The 18,184-nt window shown below is 61.2% G+C and carries 18 protein-coding genes; 2 read left to right on the top strand and 16 right to left on the bottom strand.

The annotated features are described in order from the left end of the window. The 7 genes from QO005_RS08820 to QO005_RS08790 all read right to left on the bottom strand — a co-directional run bounded on the left by QO005_RS08820 (position 1) and on the right by QO005_RS08790 (position 7,407). Positions 1-1,143: an extracellular solute-binding protein gene (locus tag QO005_RS08820; protein WP_307157625.1), complete on the bottom strand. Its 1,143-nt coding sequence runs from the start codon at positions 1,141-1,143 to the stop codon at positions 1-3. 176 nt (positions 1,144-1,319) lie between these two features. Continuing rightward, positions 1,320-1,703, bottom strand: coding sequence for a hypothetical protein (locus QO005_RS08815; RefSeq protein ID WP_307157624.1), 384 nt, complete (start codon positions 1,701-1,703; stop codon positions 1,320-1,322). Between the two features lie 405 nt (positions 1,704-2,108). Continuing rightward, complete coding sequence (locus QO005_RS08810) at positions 2,109-2,984, bottom strand: C40 family peptidase (protein ID WP_307157623.1); 876 nt, start codon at positions 2,982-2,984, stop codon at positions 2,109-2,111. A gap of 4 nt (positions 2,985-2,988) precedes the next feature. Next, positions 2,989-3,339, bottom strand: coding sequence for a MarR family winged helix-turn-helix transcriptional regulator (locus QO005_RS08805; RefSeq protein ID WP_307157622.1), 351 nt, complete (start codon positions 3,337-3,339; stop codon positions 2,989-2,991). Between the two features lie 128 nt (positions 3,340-3,467). Beyond that, the gene (locus QO005_RS08800; protein ID WP_307157621.1) at positions 3,468-4,829 is read right to left on the bottom strand and encodes a cytochrome b/b6 domain-containing protein; all 1,362 of its coding nucleotides are present in this window, start codon (positions 4,827-4,829) and stop codon (positions 3,468-3,470) included. Between the two features lie 130 nt (positions 4,830-4,959). Beyond that, positions 4,960-5,634 carry a YceI family protein gene (locus tag QO005_RS08795; RefSeq protein WP_307157620.1) on the bottom strand — a complete coding sequence of 225 codons (675 nt, stop codon included), beginning with the start codon at positions 5,632-5,634 and terminating at the stop codon, positions 4,960-4,962. 384 nt (positions 5,635-6,018) lie between these two features. After that, positions 6,019-7,407: a leucyl aminopeptidase family protein gene (locus tag QO005_RS08790; protein WP_307157619.1), complete on the bottom strand. Its 1,389-nt coding sequence runs from the start codon at positions 7,405-7,407 to the stop codon at positions 6,019-6,021. 243 nt (positions 7,408-7,650) lie between these two features. Here QO005_RS08790 and QO005_RS08785 point away from each other — a divergent pair, with 243 nt between their 5' ends. Then, the gene (locus tag QO005_RS08785; protein WP_307157618.1) at positions 7,651-8,475 is read left to right on the top strand and encodes a tetratricopeptide repeat protein; all 825 of its coding nucleotides are present in this window, start codon (positions 7,651-7,653) and stop codon (positions 8,473-8,475) included. A gap of 45 nt (positions 8,476-8,520) precedes the next feature. On the opposite strand, the gene QO005_RS08780 is transcribed toward QO005_RS08785, so the two are convergent. The 9 genes from QO005_RS08780 to QO005_RS08740 form a co-directional block, all read right to left on the bottom strand. Further along, positions 8,521-9,501 carry a type II secretion system F family protein gene (locus tag QO005_RS08780; RefSeq protein WP_307157617.1) on the bottom strand — a complete coding sequence of 327 codons (981 nt, stop codon included), beginning with the start codon at positions 9,499-9,501 and terminating at the stop codon, positions 8,521-8,523. Between the two features lie 10 nt (positions 9,502-9,511). Next, a complete protein-coding gene (locus QO005_RS08775) occupies positions 9,512-10,516 on the bottom strand; it encodes a type II secretion system F family protein (RefSeq protein ID WP_307157616.1) in 1,005 nt (334 codons plus the stop codon). Then, positions 10,516-11,973, bottom strand: coding sequence for a TadA family conjugal transfer-associated ATPase (locus tag QO005_RS08770; RefSeq protein WP_307157615.1), 1,458 nt, complete (start codon positions 11,971-11,973; stop codon positions 10,516-10,518). Before QO005_RS08770 ends, QO005_RS08775 begins: the two co-directional genes overlap by 1 nt. Positions 11,974-12,052: 79 nt before the next feature. Continuing rightward, the gene (locus tag QO005_RS08765) at positions 12,053-13,345 is read right to left on the bottom strand and encodes a CpaE/TadZ family protein (protein WP_307157614.1); all 1,293 of its coding nucleotides are present in this window, start codon (positions 13,343-13,345) and stop codon (positions 12,053-12,055) included. An 18-nt stretch (positions 13,346-13,363) separates the two neighbouring features. Beyond that, a complete protein-coding gene (locus QO005_RS08760; RefSeq protein WP_307157613.1) occupies positions 13,364-14,077 on the bottom strand; it encodes a CpaD family pilus assembly protein in 714 nt (237 codons plus the stop codon). Positions 14,078-14,085: 8 nt separating this feature from the next. Next, a complete protein-coding gene (locus QO005_RS08755) occupies positions 14,086-15,660 on the bottom strand; it encodes a type II and III secretion system protein family protein (RefSeq protein WP_307157612.1) in 1,575 nt (524 codons plus the stop codon). An 8-nt stretch (positions 15,661-15,668) separates the two neighbouring features. Further along, complete coding sequence (gene cpaB, locus QO005_RS08750; RefSeq protein WP_307157611.1) at positions 15,669-16,478, bottom strand: Flp pilus assembly protein CpaB; 810 nt, start codon at positions 16,476-16,478, stop codon at positions 15,669-15,671. Positions 16,479-16,600: 122 nt separating this feature from the next. Further along, a complete protein-coding gene (locus tag QO005_RS08745) occupies positions 16,601-17,104 on the bottom strand; it encodes an A24 family peptidase (protein ID WP_307157610.1) in 504 nt (167 codons plus the stop codon). Positions 17,105-17,204: 100 nt separating this feature from the next. Further along, positions 17,205-17,381, bottom strand: coding sequence for a Flp family type IVb pilin (locus tag QO005_RS08740; protein ID WP_307157609.1), 177 nt, complete (start codon positions 17,379-17,381; stop codon positions 17,205-17,207). 430 nt (positions 17,382-17,811) lie between these two features. On the opposite strand from QO005_RS08740, the gene QO005_RS08735 reads away from it, so the two are divergent. Further along, entirely contained in the window at positions 17,812-18,177 is a 366-nt protein-coding gene (locus tag QO005_RS08735) for a pilus assembly protein N-terminal domain-containing protein (RefSeq protein ID WP_307157755.1), read from the top strand. Positions 18,178-18,184: the final 7 nt, after the last annotated feature.

Raw genomic sequence — 18,184 nt, 5'->3', positions numbered from 1 at the left:
TCAGCCCCGGGCCAGACCCGGCGCGACATTGCGGTACCAGCCGTCCGTGACGGCGGCGGGCCAATTGCCCGAGGGGAAGGTCGGAATGGTCTTCGGCACCACATCGGCGAATTTGGTGCGCAGATCGTCCGGGATATGCTCCCAGGAAATGCCGGGGAAGCCGCCGATTTCGGTGAGAATGGCCTTCTGCATCTCGGGCGTGATCAGGAAGGCAGCAAGCTTCAGCGCCGCATCGCGATGCATGCCATTGGAAAACACGGTCAGGCGGGAGAAATCACCGCACAAGGCCAGATCAGTCAGTTGCACGAGGCCGGTCGTTTCCGGCAGCACGCCTTCCTTCACAGCGGTCAGCACCTGATCCGACCAGACCGGCACCATGGTGACGACGCCCTGCGCCAGAAGCTGGATGGACTGGGTATTGCCAGAGGTATAGGCGCCCTTTTCATAGAGATAAGGGGCCATGTCCTTCAGAATGGTCCAGGCGGGCGTCAGGGTCTTTTCCGCATAATCGGCGGAATAATTGTCGAGGGTGAATTTCAGCGGATCGCGGCCATTGGCCTCGTGAATGGCGCGGCGCACGAAATTGCCGCCCGAACCGCCCTTGTCGGGACGGTTATAGATGAACTGGCCCGGATTGGCCTTCACCCAGGCGGTCAGCGCCTCCCAGGTCTTCGGGGCGTCCTTGGCGTTCAGCTTCGTGCTGTCATAGGCCAGGAGCACCTGCGAGCCGCGATAGGGAAGGGAATAGTCGCTCTGGATCGCGATCGGATTGACGTGATCATAGCCGGCGACCTCTTTCTTCAGGTTGACCCAGAGACCCGCCTGCAATCCGCCAACGGGCAGTTCCGCATAGAAGGCCTCCATCAGATCGGCCTGGGGATCGGTCTTGGTGGCCAGGGCGGCCATGGCGCGGTCGGCAATCGCCATCATCCCCGCATCGGCATTGGCCTTGGTAATGCGCAGTTTCAGGCCGGGATGAGCCTTTTCGAAGGCCGGGCGCACGACATTGTTCCAGAAATCCTGAATGTTGGAATCGGAGGCGGTGTAAACCTCGATCATATCGCCGGCGGCAAACACGCTGGAGGAAAACAACGGGCTGGCTGCCACGGCGGTGGCCGTGGCCAGGAATTCACGACGGTTCATCGAACGCTCCAGGTCTGGAAGAAGGGGCGCGCAACACTGCAAACGGCCCTATTTTTAACCCCGGCTTCTTAGGGGTTTCCTGTAACGTTTCGATGATCGTTCTGTGACGGTTTGATGAAGGTCAGAGCGCTGCGGGCGAACCCTCACCTCGTGTTTTACGCATGGCGGCAAATACGTCACCGCCCGACATCATCGCGGGGATTGACGCCGGGAATCCAGTCGCCGCCAACATTGGGTGTGCTGCTGCCGCTGAAGGTTATGCCGTCTTCGGTGGTGCAGCGATAGACGGTGCGCGGCATGCCGGAACCGAGATAGTGAAAATCCCGCGTGCCGCGGCCCTGCATCAGTTCGGTCTCGGTGCGGCAGTCATAGGCAGGCTTGAGCTTGTCCCGGTTGACGGCATCCTGCGAACGCACACCCGGCAGATCGCGATAGGTTTCCGTTGGAACCGTCCAGTTTTCCACCTTCGGCATCGTCGCATCATTCGCCGCCGCCAGGCCCGGCAGCAAAAGCACCGCCAGCGCCAGAGCCGAAAAGGGCAGGATGTGTTTCTTGTCCATGACAGACCTCCATTTCCCTTATATGGCGAGGCCGCCGACGATGCAAAAGGGGATGCCGATCACGAATTGGCGTATGCTTTGAGGGCTGGGCGCGCGCGTCGCCCTGAGAAAACCGGATTCCACTTTTCCTGGAATTGCACTAGGGTCAAAACTCAATCAGGATGGGTGTTCTGTTGAACGGGATGGGATTGAATGGCCGCGAACAAGCGCAAGGCAAGGCCCTGAGGCCTTGTCGAGCATTGTTCGCAATCAGTCGGCCCATCCCGCTCAACCCTTCGGGCAAGGCGTATTTTGCGCCTGCGGGTGTCGGAAAGGTTTGAAAATGATCGGCATTTCCTGCACCTTTCCTCCTACTCAGACACAAAATACGCCTTGCAGAACACCCATCCTGATTGAGTTTTGACCCTAAAGCCTGCGATAGCCGGTCGGTTGCTCGTAAAGCCAGCCAATGCGCGCAACCGCGCCTTCGAAATCCTCCCGCGCCACGCTCATCGTATGGCCATTGGCATGGAGAATGGTCTTTTCATCTTCCATGATGGCAACGTGCCCTTTCCAGAAGACGAGATCGCCACGCCTGAGCGCCTCGCGCTCAATGGGTGTGCCGAGCCCGGCAAACTGCATGTCGGTGTCGCGCGGGGCGGTCTTTCCCATCATCTGCAAGCAAAGCTGCACGAGGCCGGAGCAATCGATGCCGAGGCCGGAGCGGCCGCCCCAGAGATAGGGCGTTTCCAGAAACCGGGCGGCCAGCGCCACATAATCCTCAGCGGGTGGCGTTCCCATCTCCAGGCAGTGGCGGGCAATAACGAACTGGCCGCTGGAAAGCTCGAAGTAACGCGTGCCCCGGGTTTCGGCCTCGCCCACCACTTTGACGCGGCTGCCCATGGAGACGGTCACGGCATTGGGAAAGCGCAGGTCCGGCCCCGTGTAAAGAAAACTGCGCGGGGTGGCGATGATGTGGCTGTGGCCCGTTTCCGGCGCGCCAAGCGCCTCCTCCGGCAGATAGCCGACATAGTTGTCGAGCCCGGCCTTGACCCAGGCCCAGCCGGAGGCACGGTCGAGCACCGTCACGGGTTCGCCAAGCAGGAGTTCGGTATCGATGCCGCAGCCATGTTCGGGCCGGGGCCTGAGCGCCACCACCGGCTGGGCAATGCTTGCCGCTTCGCCTGCCGTAAAACGGGCGGCGTCCACCTTGCCCTCCAGAGCAAGCTCGGCGAGATCGGGGCGAAAGGCATGCAGCCGCCGGTCAAGAGGCTTGCCAGCGGATGTCTGTTGATCGGCCATGCTCTCAGCTCCTCATCATGCGGGCCTGATCGATGATCAGGTCGCCCAGTTTTTCCAGATAGAGCGCCCCCGCCACCGTGCGCTTGATCAGCACGTTGCGGCGGTCGATCTCATCGCGGACGCGGTCGACCAGCCCCATCTCGCCCATGGTGTTGAGGGCGCGGGTGATCACCGGCTTGGTGACTTTCAAGGTGGCGGCAAGGCCGCGCACCGTATGCGGCGGCGGCACCAGATAGATATGAAGGAGAATGGCCAATTGCCGAAGGGTCAGGTCGCGGGCGTCATCCTGCACCTGTTGCAGCGTCACGTGGTGCCAGAGCCCTAGAGCGGCGGTGGCGGTAAGCTCGGTGCTCATGACGGCTCCGGCAGATCCAGACTCTAAAGCCTGTTTGTTTCGTTGCCGTTCCGTATGTCATGAAAGCCCAAGGAAAAGCAAGGGGCGGGGGAGCGTTCCCATCCCCTGCTGTTTAAGGCCCCTGTTCTTCAAGGGGAGGCTGCCTTGTCCGCATCCACCGTGATCTTCACATCGATCATTTTCGAGACCCATTCCGCGGCCGGATCGGAGAACATGCCGAGATTGAGCGCCTCGCGAGACAGTTGCAGGCTGCCTTCCATATGCGCCTTGCCGCCGGTCATGGTGAGGGTAAAGGGCAGGGTGACGGGTACAGGCTTGTTTTTCAGGGTCAGCGTCCCCTCCGCCTCATAGCGCTCGCCGCCCAGAGACTTGAAGCCGGTGGTGGTGAAGACGGCATCCGGAAAGCGGGCGGAGTTGAACCATTCGCCGTTTTTCAGCGACCCTTCCTGAGTGGGGTCGCCGGTCTTCGCAGACAGCGTCTTGACGGTGACCACCGCCCTGGACGTCGCAAGATTGGCGGGATCGAAATGGATATCCGCACTCCAGTCCTCGAAACGGCCCTGGAAAGCCTTGCCGGCATGGGTACCGCTGAAGGCGATGCTGGATTTTGCCTTGTCGATGGTCCAGGTGGGTGCCGTTGCTCCGCTGGCCGGTGCGGGTGTGGCATTGGACTGAGCCGGTGCCAATGTCGGTCCCGGTGCGGCGGCCTGCGGGGCCGCATCTTCGGCTGCCGGCTCCATTGCCTGAAGGGCGGCTTGCGACAGCGGGGCGGGCCGATTTGCCTCAATGCCAGCAAGGGCCAGCACGGCGAGGGCTGCAAAACCGGCCAGCGCGCTCACTGCGCCTGCGGGCTTGTCGAGGGTCTTTTCGGCGCGCTGTTTGAAGAAAGGGAGCATCTGCGCCAGCACGCCGTCGCGTTCAATGACATGATGCTTGAGGGCGGCTGCGACATGCAGGGCAATCAGCACCGCGCCGCCATAGGCCATCCAGGCATGCGCGCCCATGGCGCCGAAGGCCACACTGCGATTGGCCTCAAGCCCCGGCAGATGCGGAATGGTGAAGAGGCCAAACCACGAGGTTGCCACCTCCAGCGGCTTGTCGGTGGCAATCGCCCAGCCGGACGATACGTAGAGCCAACCGGTCAGCGGCATCGCCAGCATGAAGGCATAGAAGGTCATGTGGGTGGCATGCGCCAGGAAGACTTCCCAGCCCTTCATGTTGGCCGGTAGCGGCGGCGGGCGATGGGTGAGCCGCCAGACGATCCGCAGCACCGTCAGCGCCAGAATGGCGAAACCGATGGACTTGTGCAGCTGGAAGGCTTGATAGGCGGTTTGCTGGCTATCCGGGCTGTTGATGGCGCGCACCATCCACCAGCCCATCGGGATCATCGACAGGATCAGGAGCGCAATCGCCCAATGCAGAAGAATGGCCACGCGGCTGTAGCGCTGCGCTTTCCGGCTATTGGCATCCGGACGATAGGTCATGTTCATGGTGAAACCTTTCCCCGCGCGTGTGAGAGTGTTGTCCCGACAGCGTCCTTTGTGCGTTTCATCAAGCGCACAAAGGACGCTGTATAAGGCGGCGGCGTCTGACCGCCGCCCGTTCCTGCGGATGGCCTGTTTACTTGGCGGAGGGATCCTGGATGAATTCGCCGTCGAAGCGGATCGTCACGTCCTTGCCGACAAAGCCGACGGGCTGACCGAAGGCGGTACGGTCGAATGTGCCTTCCGCGGCAAAGCCGATGGCGGGAACGCCTGCAAAGGGATGGCTATCAATGGCGCCGTTCAGCGTTGCCTTCAGTGTGACAGGCTTGGTCACGCCCAGGAAGGTGAGGTCGCCCGTCACATCCGCCGTGGTTTCCCCGGTCTTCTTCACCGAGGTGGAGGTGAAGGTGATCTTCGGGAACTTGTCGCTGTTCAGCATCTTGGCGTCCCGGCTGATTTCTTCCGGCCAGCTGCCATAGGGAGACTGGGCATGGCTGGCCTTGTAGTCGGCGGGGTAGGGCACGTCGACGGAGGTCGGGTCGATCGTGACTTCGATCTTCGAGGTCTCGATATGGGCCGGATCCAGCTTCAGCGTGGCCTCAAGCTTGCCGAAGCGGGCGGTGTAGTGGGACAGGCCGTTGTTATGCTTGACGGACCACAGCAGCGCGGCGTGCGTCGGGTCGAGCTTGTAGACACCCGCGACGGCGGCGCTGGCAGAGGCTTCCTGAGCCAAAGCGGCGGGCGCGAGCGCAAAAAGGCCGAGGCCGGCAGCGGTCAGGCAGCTCAGAACGGTGGTACGAACATGAAGCATGGGGCAAAGGACTCCTTTGTTGTTGCGATGCAAAAATCGCCCGGAGCCCTTTCACGGTAAACTGAAATAATTTTGATAAGTGCCCGAATATGCGCGTTTTCTGAATAATTAAGGGAAAATTGTGGAATATTTTTTTAATAGCTTCAATTTTTTGGGATCATGAGAGCATTTTTGTTCTCGTTCTTGAAAAACGGACGAAGTTTGGGCGATTGTCAACGCAGATTGAACAGTCCGTCTTGTCTGCGCCGCTGGAATCTTCCTGTTGCGACACCCATGCACCCACAATTGTTGGGTTCTGAACCGCAGATGCGTCAGGAAATCAACCAAAAAAGCCGGTGTGGAGGGTCCACACCGGCGTTTTCGAGAAAGAGAAATCGCACGCCCTCAGGCCAGCGAAGCAATATGCCGGTAGAGGGCGCGGATGGCCTGCGCTTCGCCCCCCACCGGACTGTGCGGGCGCTCCTGCGAGGACCAGGCGAAGATGTCGAAATGCGCCCAGCTCGTGGTGTTGGTCACGAAGCGCTTGAGGAACAGCGCTGCCGTGATGGCCCCCGCCATGCCCCCGGAAGGCGCATTGGTCAGATCGGCGATCTGCGTGCGCAGCAGCTTTTCATAGCCGGGGAAAAGCGGCAGCCGCCAGATGGGATCGTCGGTTTCGAGACTTGCTTCCGACAGTTCGTAGGCCAGATCGTCATCATTGGTGAAGAAGGCGGGCAGGTCGGGGCCGAGCGCCACGCGGGCGGCGCCCGTCAGCGTCGCCATGTCGATCATCAGGTCGGGATGGTCCTCATCGGCGTAGGAAAGGGCATCGGCCAGAATCAGGCGGCCTTCGGCATCGGTGTTGTCGATCTGCACCGTCAGGCCCTTGCGGCTTTTATAGACGTCGCCGGGGCGGAAGGCATTGCCGGCAATGGCGTTTTCAACCACGGGGACGATGACGCGCAGGTCGATCTTCAGCTTGGCATCCATGATCATCAGGGCAAGGCCCAGCACATTGGCAGCCCCGCCCATGTCCTTCTTCATCAGCGCCATCGAGGAGGAAGGCTTGATATCCAGGCCGCCGGTATCGAAGCAGACCCCCTTGCCCACCAGGGTCACCTTCTTGTGGCCCTTCTTGCCCCAGCGCATCTCCAGAAGGCGCGGGGCCTCGGTGCTGGCGCGGCCGACCGTGTGGACCAGCGGGAAATTATGGGTCAGCAGGTTTTCTCCGGTAATGACCGTCACTTCCGCCTTATAGTGATCGGCCAGCGCCCGGAAGGCCTTTTCCAGTTCCTCCGGCCCCATGTCGTTGGTCGGGGTGTTGATCAGATCGCGCGCCAGGAAAATGCCGGCGAGCTGGCGCTTGATGTCGTTGGAATCGGCGTCCTGCGGGATCAGCAGCTTCGGGGCATCGGATTTCTCGCTCTTGTAGCGCTCGAACCGGTAGCTGCCGAGGCCGAAGCCCAGGATAAGGCGATTGGCCGTCAGCGGCGCGGTTTCGATGTGCCAGTCACCGGCGGGAAGAGTTCTTGCCAGCTTGCCGGTGAGAAAGGGGCTTTCCGCCGGGTGGCTGCCGAGGCCGAACAGCGCGCCGCCCAGATGGCCGTCGCTGGTGGGGATGAGCAGCACGGAGCCGGTCTCGGCCTTGTAGCCGGACTTGCGCGCCCAATCGAGAGCGACCGGATCGATCGTGCCGGTTTCGATATGGGCAGGTGTTACGGCGAAGATCGGCAGGCTCTTGCCGCCTTTGGTGATGAAGGGCGACGTTCTCTCGATATATTCGTACTGGGCCATACTATTCGCTTCCGCTGTCTCAAGGGCGCCGGCCGGACAGGGCCGGTTGTGATCGCTTTCAACGCGCACCTTAAACGGCCTTCCTGAAGGAAGTCCAAATCCGGCACAGGAATTTTCCGCTTGTCCTGTGCGGGTTCGGTGCAGGCGGTCGCTGGAGCTGCATTAACTTTCCATTAGGGTTAACAGATTATTGCTAAGGCCGGACCTGCTGCTGGGCGCGGGGTTTCGATTCGGGGGTTGGCCATGGCGGGCAAGATGCATGCGAAACGGGTTTTCTTTCTGGCGCTGACGGCGGCCCTGCCGCTCCTGCTTGGCGCCTGCGCCAGCCAGCCGAAACCCGACAGAATGGCCACCGGCTCCATTCCCGCTGCCGCAACCAAGCCGCCCGAGGAGATGACGGCGGCCGAACTTGCGGCCAGCATGGACAGCATCGGCCGGGCCTACGAGAAAAATCCGAAAAATGCCGCGATCGGCATGGCCTATGCCAATCTCCTGCAGATGAATGGCCGGGCGGCCCAGGCTCTGGCCGTGATGCAGCAGGTGGCAATCGCCAATCCTGCCGATCGCCAGGTGCTGGCCGCCTATGGCAAGGCGCAGGCTGCCGCAGGTCAGCTCGATCAGGCGCTTGCCACCATCAGCCGGGCGCAGACGCCCGATCGTCCGGACTGGAAGCTCTATTCCGCCCAAGGGGCGGTGCTGGACCAGTTGGGCCGCAGCGCGGAAGCGCGTGCCGCCTATCAATCCGCCCTGCAATTGCAGCCGAACGAGCCGTCGGTGCTCTCCAATCTGGGCATGTCCTATGTGCTGACGGGTGACCTGAAGACGGCGGAAACCTATCTGCGCACTGCCGCCAAACAGCCTCAGGCCGACAGCCGCGTGCGCCAGAATCTGGCACTGGTCGTTGGCCTGCAGGGTCGTTATGACGAGGCCGAGCGCATTGCCTCTGCCGAGCTTTCGCCACAGCAGGCCGCCGCCAATCTCGCCTATCTGCGCAGCATGATGGGCCAGCAGAACAGCTGGAAGCAACTGGCGGCCCGTGACGGCAACGTCAAGACCGGGCAGAATTAGAGCATTGTCCTGAGAAAAGCAGACTTTCCGGATCTCTCAGGCCAATCAGAACCTGTCGGCGACGCGAATGCCAGCCGGTCCCAGGATGACGGCGATCAGAACCGGCAGGAAAAACAGGATCATCGGCACGGTGAGCTTCGGCGGCAGGGCGGCAGCCTTCTTTTCGGCGGCGTTCATCCGTTCGTCGCGCCCTTCCTGGGCCAGCACCCGCAGCGCCTGACCGATCGGCGTGCCATAACGTTCGGCCTGGATGAGGGCCTGGCAGACGGATTTCACGGTTTCGAGCTGGGTGCGGTTGCCGAGGTTCTCATAAGCGGTGCGGCGATCCTGCAGGAAGGAAAGCTCTGCGGTGGTCAGCACCATTTCCTCGGCCAGTTCCGGTGATTGCGTGGCCATTTCATCGGCCACGCGGCGCATGGCGGCCTCCATCGACATGCCCGATTCGACGCAGATCAGCATCAGGTCAAGCGCATCCGGCCAGGCGCGGCGAATGGAGTGCTGGCGCTTCTGCACCCGGTTCGAAATATAGACATTGGGCAGGTAAAAGCCGATATAACTTGCCACGATGGCCGCCAGGAAGCGCATGGCGAAGGGCTTGTTCTGCAGATTGCCCAGCACGAAGATCCAGATCGTCGCCAGCCCGAGGAAGATGAAGGGCAGCACGAAGCGGGCCGCCAAAAAGATGTTGAGCGCGTTCTGCGAGCGAAGCCCTGCCGCCTTGAGCCGGTCCTGTGTCTTGTCATCCACCAGCGCCTGGCGCAGGTTGAAGCGCTCGACGATGCGGCTTGCGGACTGGTTATGCTTGCTCTTCAGGTTGCCGCGGCTGGTCTCCGCATTCAGCCGGGCGCGCTCGCGCGTGCGGATCATGTCCCGCTCGGTGGACACCGCCTTCATCCGTTTGTTCAGATCGGTGCGCTCGAAGAGCGGCATGATGATGGTGTAAAGCGTGGCAAACACCGCCAGCGCCACCAGGAGCCCGATGAGCAAGTGCGGATTGGTCAGTTTTGCGGCGAAATCGGCGGACATGGCGGAGGCCTCAAATGTCGAAATTGATCATGTTGCGCATGACGAAGATGCCGATCGACATCCAGACCGCCGAGAAGCCCAGAATGAGGTGACCGCGCGGATCGGTGAACAGCACCATGATGTAGGCAGGCGAGGTGATATAGACGAGAAAGGCCACCACGAAGGGCAGCGAGCCGATGATGACGGCGGAGGCCTTGGCCTCCATGGACAGCGCGCTGACTTTGGCCTTCATCTTGCGCCGCTCACGCAGCACCCGCGACAGATTGGAAAGCGCTTCGGACAGGTTGCCGCCCGCCTGCGACTGGATGGCGATGACGATGGCGAAGAAATTCACCTCCTGGAGCGGCATGCTGTTGAACATGCGGGCGCAGGATTCCGGCACGCTGATGCCGAGCTGCTGCGAATCCACCACCTTGCGGAATTCGGTCTTTACCGGCTCCTGGGCATCGGCGGCTATCAGGCGCAGCGCATCGTTGAGCGGCAGGCCGGATTTGATGGAGCGCACCATCACATCCAGCGCATTGGGAAACTCGTTCAGGAATTTCTGTTGCCGGCGCTTGATCAGGAAGCCCACTGCCCAGCGCGGCACACCGGCACCGGCGGCAAAGGCAAGGCCCAGGCTCAAGATCAGCGACATGCCCATCATCAGGGTCAGCAGAAAGACGACACCCCCGAGCACGCAGCTTGCGATGATGAAGCGGGGCAGCGTCAGGTTCAGGCCGGTCTGTACCAGCCGCTGCTTCAAGGTTTGGCCGGAGATCTTCTTGTTCTTTTCGTTCTGCTTGCGCTCGATTTCCTTCAGCGTGTCCTGAACCGACTTGCGCCGCTTCGACAATTCCTGCACGCGGTCGCGCGTCACCTTGGCCTTGGCGATATCGGATTCGGCGGTCTTGATCCGGCTGAGCCGCGACGTCGCCTTCTTTTCCGTTTCAATCCGGCCGAACAGAAAGACATAGGCCACCGAGGCTGCCGCCACCGCCGCCAGCGCCACGATTGCAATCAGCCTCAGATCCATCAGATGCCCCCGCTCTTCTGCTCCATGGCATCGAGTGCTGCCGCCAGCCGCCGCTCCTCGTTGTAATAGCGGGCGCGTTCCCAGAAATGCGGCTTGCCGACGCCGGTGGAGATGTGACGGCCAATGATCTTGCCGGTCAGGTCTTCGCCCTCGATTTCGTAGCGCACCAGATCCTGGGTGATGATCACATCGCCTTCCATGCCCACGACCTCGGTGATGTGGGTGATGCGGCGCGAGCCGTCGCGCAGGCGGGCGGCCTGGATGATCACGTCCACCGAGCCGGAGATGATTTCGCGCACTGTCTTGGCAGGCAGCGAATAGCCGCCCATGGCGATCATCGATTCCATGCGGTTCAGGCATTCGCGCGGGCTATTGGAGTGGATCGTGCCCATGGAGCCGTCATGGCCGGTGTTCATGGCCTGCAACAGGTCGAAGACCTCCGGGCCGCGCACTTCGCCGACGATGATGCGCTCGGGCCGCATGCGCAGGCAGTTCTTCACCAGATCGCGCATGGTGATTTCGCCTTCGCCCTCGATATTCGGCGGGCGGGTTTCCAGCCGCACCACATGCGGCTGCTGCAATTGCAGTTCGGCGGTATCTTCACAGGTGATGATGCGCTCATCCGTATCGATATAGCGCGTCAGGCAGTTGAGCAGCGTGGTCTTACCCGAACCCGTGCCGCCGGAAATCACGACATTGCAGCGCACGCGACCGATGATCTGCAGCACCTGCGCGCCTTCCGGGGTGATGGCGCCGAATTTCACCAGCTGTTCGAGGGTGAGCTTGTCCTTCTTGAATTTGCGGATGGTCAGCGCCGGACCGTCAATGGACAGCGGCGGCGCGATGACGTTGACGCGGGAGCCATCCGGCAGACGCGCATCGCAGATCGGGCTTGATTCATCGACGCGGCGCCCCACCTGACCGACAATGCGCTGGCAGATCGACAGAAGCTGGGCATTGTCGCGGAAGCGGATCTCCGATTCGATGGTCTTGCCGCCCACTTCGATGAAGGTCTGGCCGGAGCCGTTGACCATGATATCGGCAATGTCGTCCCGTGCCAGCAGCGGTTCCAGTGGACCATAGCCCAGAACGTCGTTGCAGATGTCGTCGAGCAGTTCCTCCTGCTCGGAAATCGACATGGCGAAATTCTTGATGGAAATGATATCGTTGACGATATCGCGGATTTCCTCGCGGGCGCTCTCCTGGTCGAGCTTGGCCAGTTGCGACAGATCGATGGTGTCGATCAGCGCCGAGAACACCTGGCTCTTGGTATCGTAATATTCCTCGGTGCGGCTGCGCCGGCGCGGTGTCAGGTCTGGCGCGGGCGGGGCGGCAGGGCGGACGGGTTCGGCCATGTCCAGCACGGGCGCTGCGGTCACGGCGGCGCGCGGCGGCTCCCGCCCCTCGGGCGGCTGACCGGACCTGCCGAAACCATCATTTCCACGTTTACCGAACATTGCCTGTCCTATGCATGGTTGGTTCTCGCTTTACGCATTTCCGAATGGAGAACTGCGACTATACTTTCATGGAAACGCTCTATTTCCGTCCGAGCAGGCCCAATATGCGGTCCAGCCCGTTCCTCTTCTGCTTTTTCACATTGACCCGTCCCGTCACCACATGGGCGATCTGCGCGAAGCTTTCGGCTGCCGGGCATTTCGCGTCGATTTCGGCAATCATCCGGCCGCTATTGGCGGCATTGCCGAAAAGCTGCGTGTCGAAGGGAATGATCGCCATCGGTTCGATTTCCAGCGGCTCCAGAAAATCCGCCGGGCTGATCTCGGGCCGCTTCGGCATGCCCACCTGGTTGAGGATGAGATGTGGCGTCTTGTCGTTCGGGCGCAGCTTGCGCAAGGCGTCGAGGAGGTTCTTCAGATTGCGCAGATTGGCAAGGTCGGGAACGGCGGTGATCACGATCTCGTCCACCTCCGACAGCAGCGCCCGGGTCCATTCGTTCCAGCCATGCGGCACGTCCAGCACCGAAACCGGGGCAGAGCGTTGCAGCACTTCCAGCACCGGCAGGAAGGCGCCGCGTTCGAAATCATAGGCGCGGTCCAGCAGGGAAGGGGCCGCCAGCAGCGAGAGATTCTGCGAACAGGACGTCAGAAGCCGGTCGAGAAACACCTCGTCCAGCCGGTCCGGCGCGAAGACGGCTTCGGCAATCCCCTGGGCGGGATCCTGGTCGAAATCGATATTGGCCGTGCCATAGGGCAGGTCGAGATCGGCCAGAATGGTCTGTGAGGAAAACAGCGAGGCAATGGCAAAGGCGGTATTGTGGGCAATGGTGGAGGAGCCCGCGCCGCCCTTGGCGCCGATAAAGGCGATGGAGCGGCCGAGCGGCTCGGCCTGCGGATCGACAAAGATACCGGCAATGGCCGAGACGATCTCGACCATCGACACCGGCGCAACGATATATTCGGAAATGCCGTTGCGGATCAGTTCCCGGTAGAGCGCAATGTCATTGTACCGGCCAATGAGAATGACCCGCGTCGAGGGATCGCAGACCTCGGCCAGCGGTTGCAGTTCCTGCAAAAGTTCCTGCGGGCGCGCCTCGGTTTCCAGAATGATCAGGTTGGGCGTGGGCGCCGCCACGAACATGTTGATGGCCGCCGAGACACCGCCATTGGTGATCCGGAGGCTGGCCTTGGTCATGCGGCGGTCGCGGGCGCAGTTTTCCATGACGGAAAGCAGGCCCTCAGAAATGCAGAAGGCATGGATGGAGATGCGCGGCAGCGGGCGGAATTGCTCAAGATCCTCCGGCGCCACCTTTTCCGGCGGCGCATCGTTGAATTCCTGCTCATTGCTCGGAATGTCGTAATCGATCGGGCTCATGCTTGTCCTCCTTTCCGCTCAGTCGCTGGAAGAGCTGGTGGTGGAGGTATCGGTGCCCGATTGGAAATCGCTGATGACCGTCGAGCGGCGTTCGGCATCGATGGGTGTCATGCCGCGCGGACGGATGAGATCGGTGGGGCTGGCGACCTGGGCGGCAAGATTGGCCTGGCTGGCACAACCGAAATTATGCCAGTTTCGATTGTCCATGGTGTCGTTGGCCAGATCCTCCGGCCATTGGCCGCAAGGGCCAGCCACGGCAGTTGTGGCCATGTAGCTCAGCCGGATCGGCGCGGCATCGCCGGAGGCATTCGCCTGGTAATAGCGCTCGATGATCTTCGGCGAGGCGATGCCCTTGGCGACGAGATGCTGGCGGATCTGGCGCGCCAGCGTTGCCGCCGCCTGGCTGTTGGCCGAGCCGCGCGGCAGCATGAGCTGCACATAACCGGTGGAGGCGTTCCGGTAGTCCTGGGCAAAACCGGTCAGCGTGTCGGCCATGCCGATGGTGAGCTTGCTTTCACCGGGCGCCACCGGCAGGTCGAGATTATGCTCGACATCGGTGACGACGATCGGGTGGCGGGCGCGATAGTCATCCGAAATCGCGCCGGTGGTCATGCCGTCGCGGCCGGTACCGCAGCCGGTCAGCATCAATGCCAGCATCAGGGCGGCAGAGGTTTTCAAGCCAGGGCGTGCCGGGGATGCGAAAGGAGAGCGGGTCTTTGTTATCGGGCGCATCGCGGGCCTCATTTATAGATAAAGCCGACCGTACCGTGATAGGCACCCGCCGTGGCGGTTTCCTTGCGGCCGTAGACCTTGTTGACGCGGTTGAGGAAATACATGGCGCCATCCCCTGTCGGGCTGAAATTGTCATCCGGCCGGGCCAATTGATTGCGGGCCACCGGGCGCACCAGATAGGGCGTGGCGATGATCACGAGTTCCGTTTCATTGCGCACGAAGTCCTTGCTGCGGAACAGCGTGCCGAAGATCGGAATTTTCGAAATGCCAGGCAGACCGGACATGGCCTGACGGACATTGTCCTGGACGAGGCCGGCAATGACGATCGAGCCGCCGGAGGGAAGCTCCACCGTTGTGGAGGCCTCGCGCTTGCGGATCGACAGATAGGTCTGGCCGGGAATGGAGGCGTGGCTGTTGCCGGTCACGACCGAGCCCTCATAGGTGGGCTCCGACACGTCGGTTTCGATGGCAAGGCTGATGCGGCCCGCCGAGAGCACGACGGGGCGGAAATTGAGCTGGATACCGTAATCGACCGAATCGGTGGTGCGATTGACCGTGGTCTGGCCGGTCGTGCTGTCGGTGCTCACCTCCTGGCCTGCGGCAAGGCGATATTCGCCGCCGACATAGAATTTGGCCTGTTCGCCGGAAATGGCGGTGAGGCTGGGCTCGGCCAGCGTGCGCATCACGCCCGCCTGTTCCATGGCGTTGACATAGGCCGAAACGCCGAAACTGCCGATGGTCTTGGAGAGGGTTGCCGTGCCGCCCACATCCACGGCATTGCCGAGGTTTGCGGGATTGGCATAGGAAATGCCGCTGGTGCCATCGCTGGCGCTGGCGGAAAAGCCGAGCTGTTTCAGCACCTGGCGGCTCACCTCGGCCACCGTCACCTTCAGCGTCACCTGATCCTCGCCCTCGATGGTCAGCATATTGACGATCTGCGACGTCTGGCGATCTTCGGCATAGATGGCGACCGAGCCATCGCCGCTGCTGGTGCTGGTGGCGGTTTCGCCCCGGGTCGTGGCTTCACCGCCCTTGATGAAGGCTTTTGCGAGGCTCACGGCACGGGAGGAATCCTGCGGGGTCCGCACGGTGCCGGTGAGCACGACGTTGTCCGAGATGATTTCGACCTTGATGTCGCTGTCGGGAATGAAGCGCTTGAGATTGGTTTCGAGGCCCTCGATATCGCGCTCCACCTGCAGGTCGAGGCTGACGATTTCTCGGCCATCCTCACCGAAGATGAAGATATTGGTCTGGCCGACCTTCTTGCCGAAGAGATAGATGCGCCGCGATGTCCGTGTCACGCCATCGGCAATTTCGGGATCGGCCACCAGAATGTCATGGGCATCCTGCGGCAGATCGACCACAACGGCCTTGTTGAGGCCAAGCTTGACATCGCGCCTGACACCCGCACCCGCCTGGGCGATGCGGATCATGCTCTCGCTGCCGGCGGCGACGGCGGAGGCCACCTGCGGCGCGAAGGCGAGACGCTCACCGGGAAAGCCGCTCACCGTCAGGCAAAGCGAAAGGGCAAGGCAGGAAACGGATCGGGTGATCTTGCGCAGCGATGGGGAGGGCAGGGCCATGACATGTCTCATTGTTTGCTGGCTCCCGCGGATTTGACGATTTGTCCGGCCTTGATGACCTGGACCTGCGGGCTGCCGGATTCGCCCGAGAGCAGGTAGGCGGCAGCCCGATTGTCCTGTTCCTGCGCATCGGCCACGGACCGCAGCGCCAGCGATAGCCGCTCGGCCATCTGCTGGGCGGCGGCCAGAACCTTGGTCTGTTCGGGGGTGAGTTCCAGCGTCGCGGTGGTGCCGATGACGGCCTTCGTGCCGTCGTTCTTTTCCTCGATCTGCTGGTCGATGGCCAGAACGCGGACATTGGACAGCACGGTTTCCGTCAGGTGCTGGTCGTTATCGCCCTTGCGCACCATGATCACATCCACCCGGTCGTTCGGCAGGATGAAGCCGCCCGCACCGGTGCCGACGGAGATATCGGTGGCAACGGCCCGCTTGCCTGCCGGCAGCAGCGCCGAAAGGATGCGGCTGGAGGAATCGGCAATCTTTTCCTGGCGCACCGGCTCGCCCTCGAAGATCGGCAGGCGCACCACGGCGCCTTCGAGATCCTTCAAGGCGGTGGGCCGTTCCGCCTCGGTCACGAAGCCCTGCACGAGATCGGATTTCGGCCAGTCCATCCAGCGCAGCGATTTCTCGTTCAGCCTTGAGCCGACCGGCAGGCTGGCGGTCGCCACCAGAACCTTGACCTTGGGCTCCTTCTCGACCACCGGCTCGCTTTGCTGCACGATGACTTCCGCCGGCCCGCGCATGTTCACGGCCAGCAGCCCGGCCATGCCGGCTGCGGCCACGGCGACCACGAGAATGATGATGCGGGCGGGTTTCATTCCTGTTCCTCGAACACCTTGAGTGCTTTGCCGAAGAAGAACAGGAATTGGTGTAATTATGGTTAACGCGATACTTACAGCCTTGGTTAATAAGACTTTACAAAATCAGAAAAAGGCGTTGCTTACAAAAACAGCGGCGGTAACACCGTGATCTTCGAAAGGCTGAGCAGACCGCCGGCGGCAATGGCGATGCCATAGGGAATTTTCTCGGCATGAAACAGCGAATGCGGCAGCCGCCAGCCAAGGCCGGACAGACGGCGGGACTGGCTGCGCAGTAGCAGCAGGACAAGTGTCAGCACACCACCACAGACGGCGACATGCAGCAGAAAGCCAAGAAGGGCTGCATTCCAGCCGAACCATGGAGCGGCTGCCGCAAGAAGCTTTGCGTCACCCCCGCCCATGGCTCTCACTGCAAACAGCAGAAAGCAGACGCCAAGGACCACAAACCCTGCCAGAAGCGAAAAGGCGAAGGTAACGGGGCTCATGCCGGATAGAAGAGCGGCCAGAAAAAATCCCGCCAATAGAAAAAGCACCAGGCTATTGGGAATTTTCATGGCGACCAGATCCGTGATTGCCGCCGCCAAAAGGCAAAGCGGGAAGATCAGCAGGATCAGGGTTGCGGCCATGGGATGCTCATCCAAAACACATGTATTTCCAGCTGCGCTTACAAAGAATAAAGCCGCCCCTAAGAGGCGGCTCTTATCCGGAAGCGCAGTGTAATGCGGCTTACTTGACGTTGTTCGTTACCTTGCCGGAAATCGTCACGAAGGCCGTGTTCAGCGATGAACCCAGCGTCGAGGCGCCGGTGATCAGGGCGACGGAGATAAGGGCGGCGATCAGGCCGTATTCGATGGCGGTTGCACCGGACTCGTTCTTGAAGAACCGTGCGAAAATCTTGGTCATTCTCTTTCCTGCTCCACGAGGTTGATCTCTGTCCGTCAACTGTTGCCGTCGATCGGAGTGAGGTCAAATTACAGGTCAGGACATTGCCATCGGCTTAATATTTCCACTTAATAAGCAGTTAAAGGCCAAGGAGTTTTACCATGGTAAATGGTTTTGCAGGATAATATATAGAATTGAATCGAACAGGAAAAACCCGGCATTTCCGAATATTTTTGATTGTACTTATTTAGGGCTTTCGCTCATTCCGGGAGGCGGTCTTCGCGTCGTGCGATGCTTTCTGCTCCGTATCGGAGCGGGTACTTAAGGATTGATTTACCAATATTATCCATAATTCACAGGCTTCATTGAGGAAAGCGCAGGTTTCATGGCGATCTTCCATCCCTACCGCCTTGCCGTGGCTGTTTTGGCCACTCTTCCGTTTCTGCCGCCGATGGTGGCGGCGGAGGAGGGGCTTTTGCGCGTCTATATGAATCAGGCGCGTGTCCTGAAACTGGACCGTCCGGTCAGCAAGGTCATCATCGGCAATGACAAGGTTGCGGACGCGACCGTGGCTGATTCCAGGACAATCGTGCTGACGGGCCGCAGTTTCGGCGCCACCAACCTCGTGCTGCTGGACAGCGACGGCAATGCGATTGTCGATGAGCGGGTGCTGGTGTCAATCGATGAAGGCAATACCGTCAGGATGTACAAGCAGACGCAGCGCACCGTGCTCTCCTGCACGCCGAATTGCGAGCAGCACACCACCTCCGGCGGCGATTCCAGCAGCAGTTCGTCATCTTCCACGGGTTCGCAATAGCGGACTT

It is taken from the genome of Allorhizobium paknamense (genome assembly GCF_030815125.1).
In the GTDB taxonomy this organism is placed as follows: domain Bacteria; phylum Pseudomonadota; class Alphaproteobacteria; order Rhizobiales; family Rhizobiaceae; genus Allorhizobium; species Allorhizobium paknamense.
This window is presented reverse-complemented; position numbering and strand designations above follow the sequence as displayed.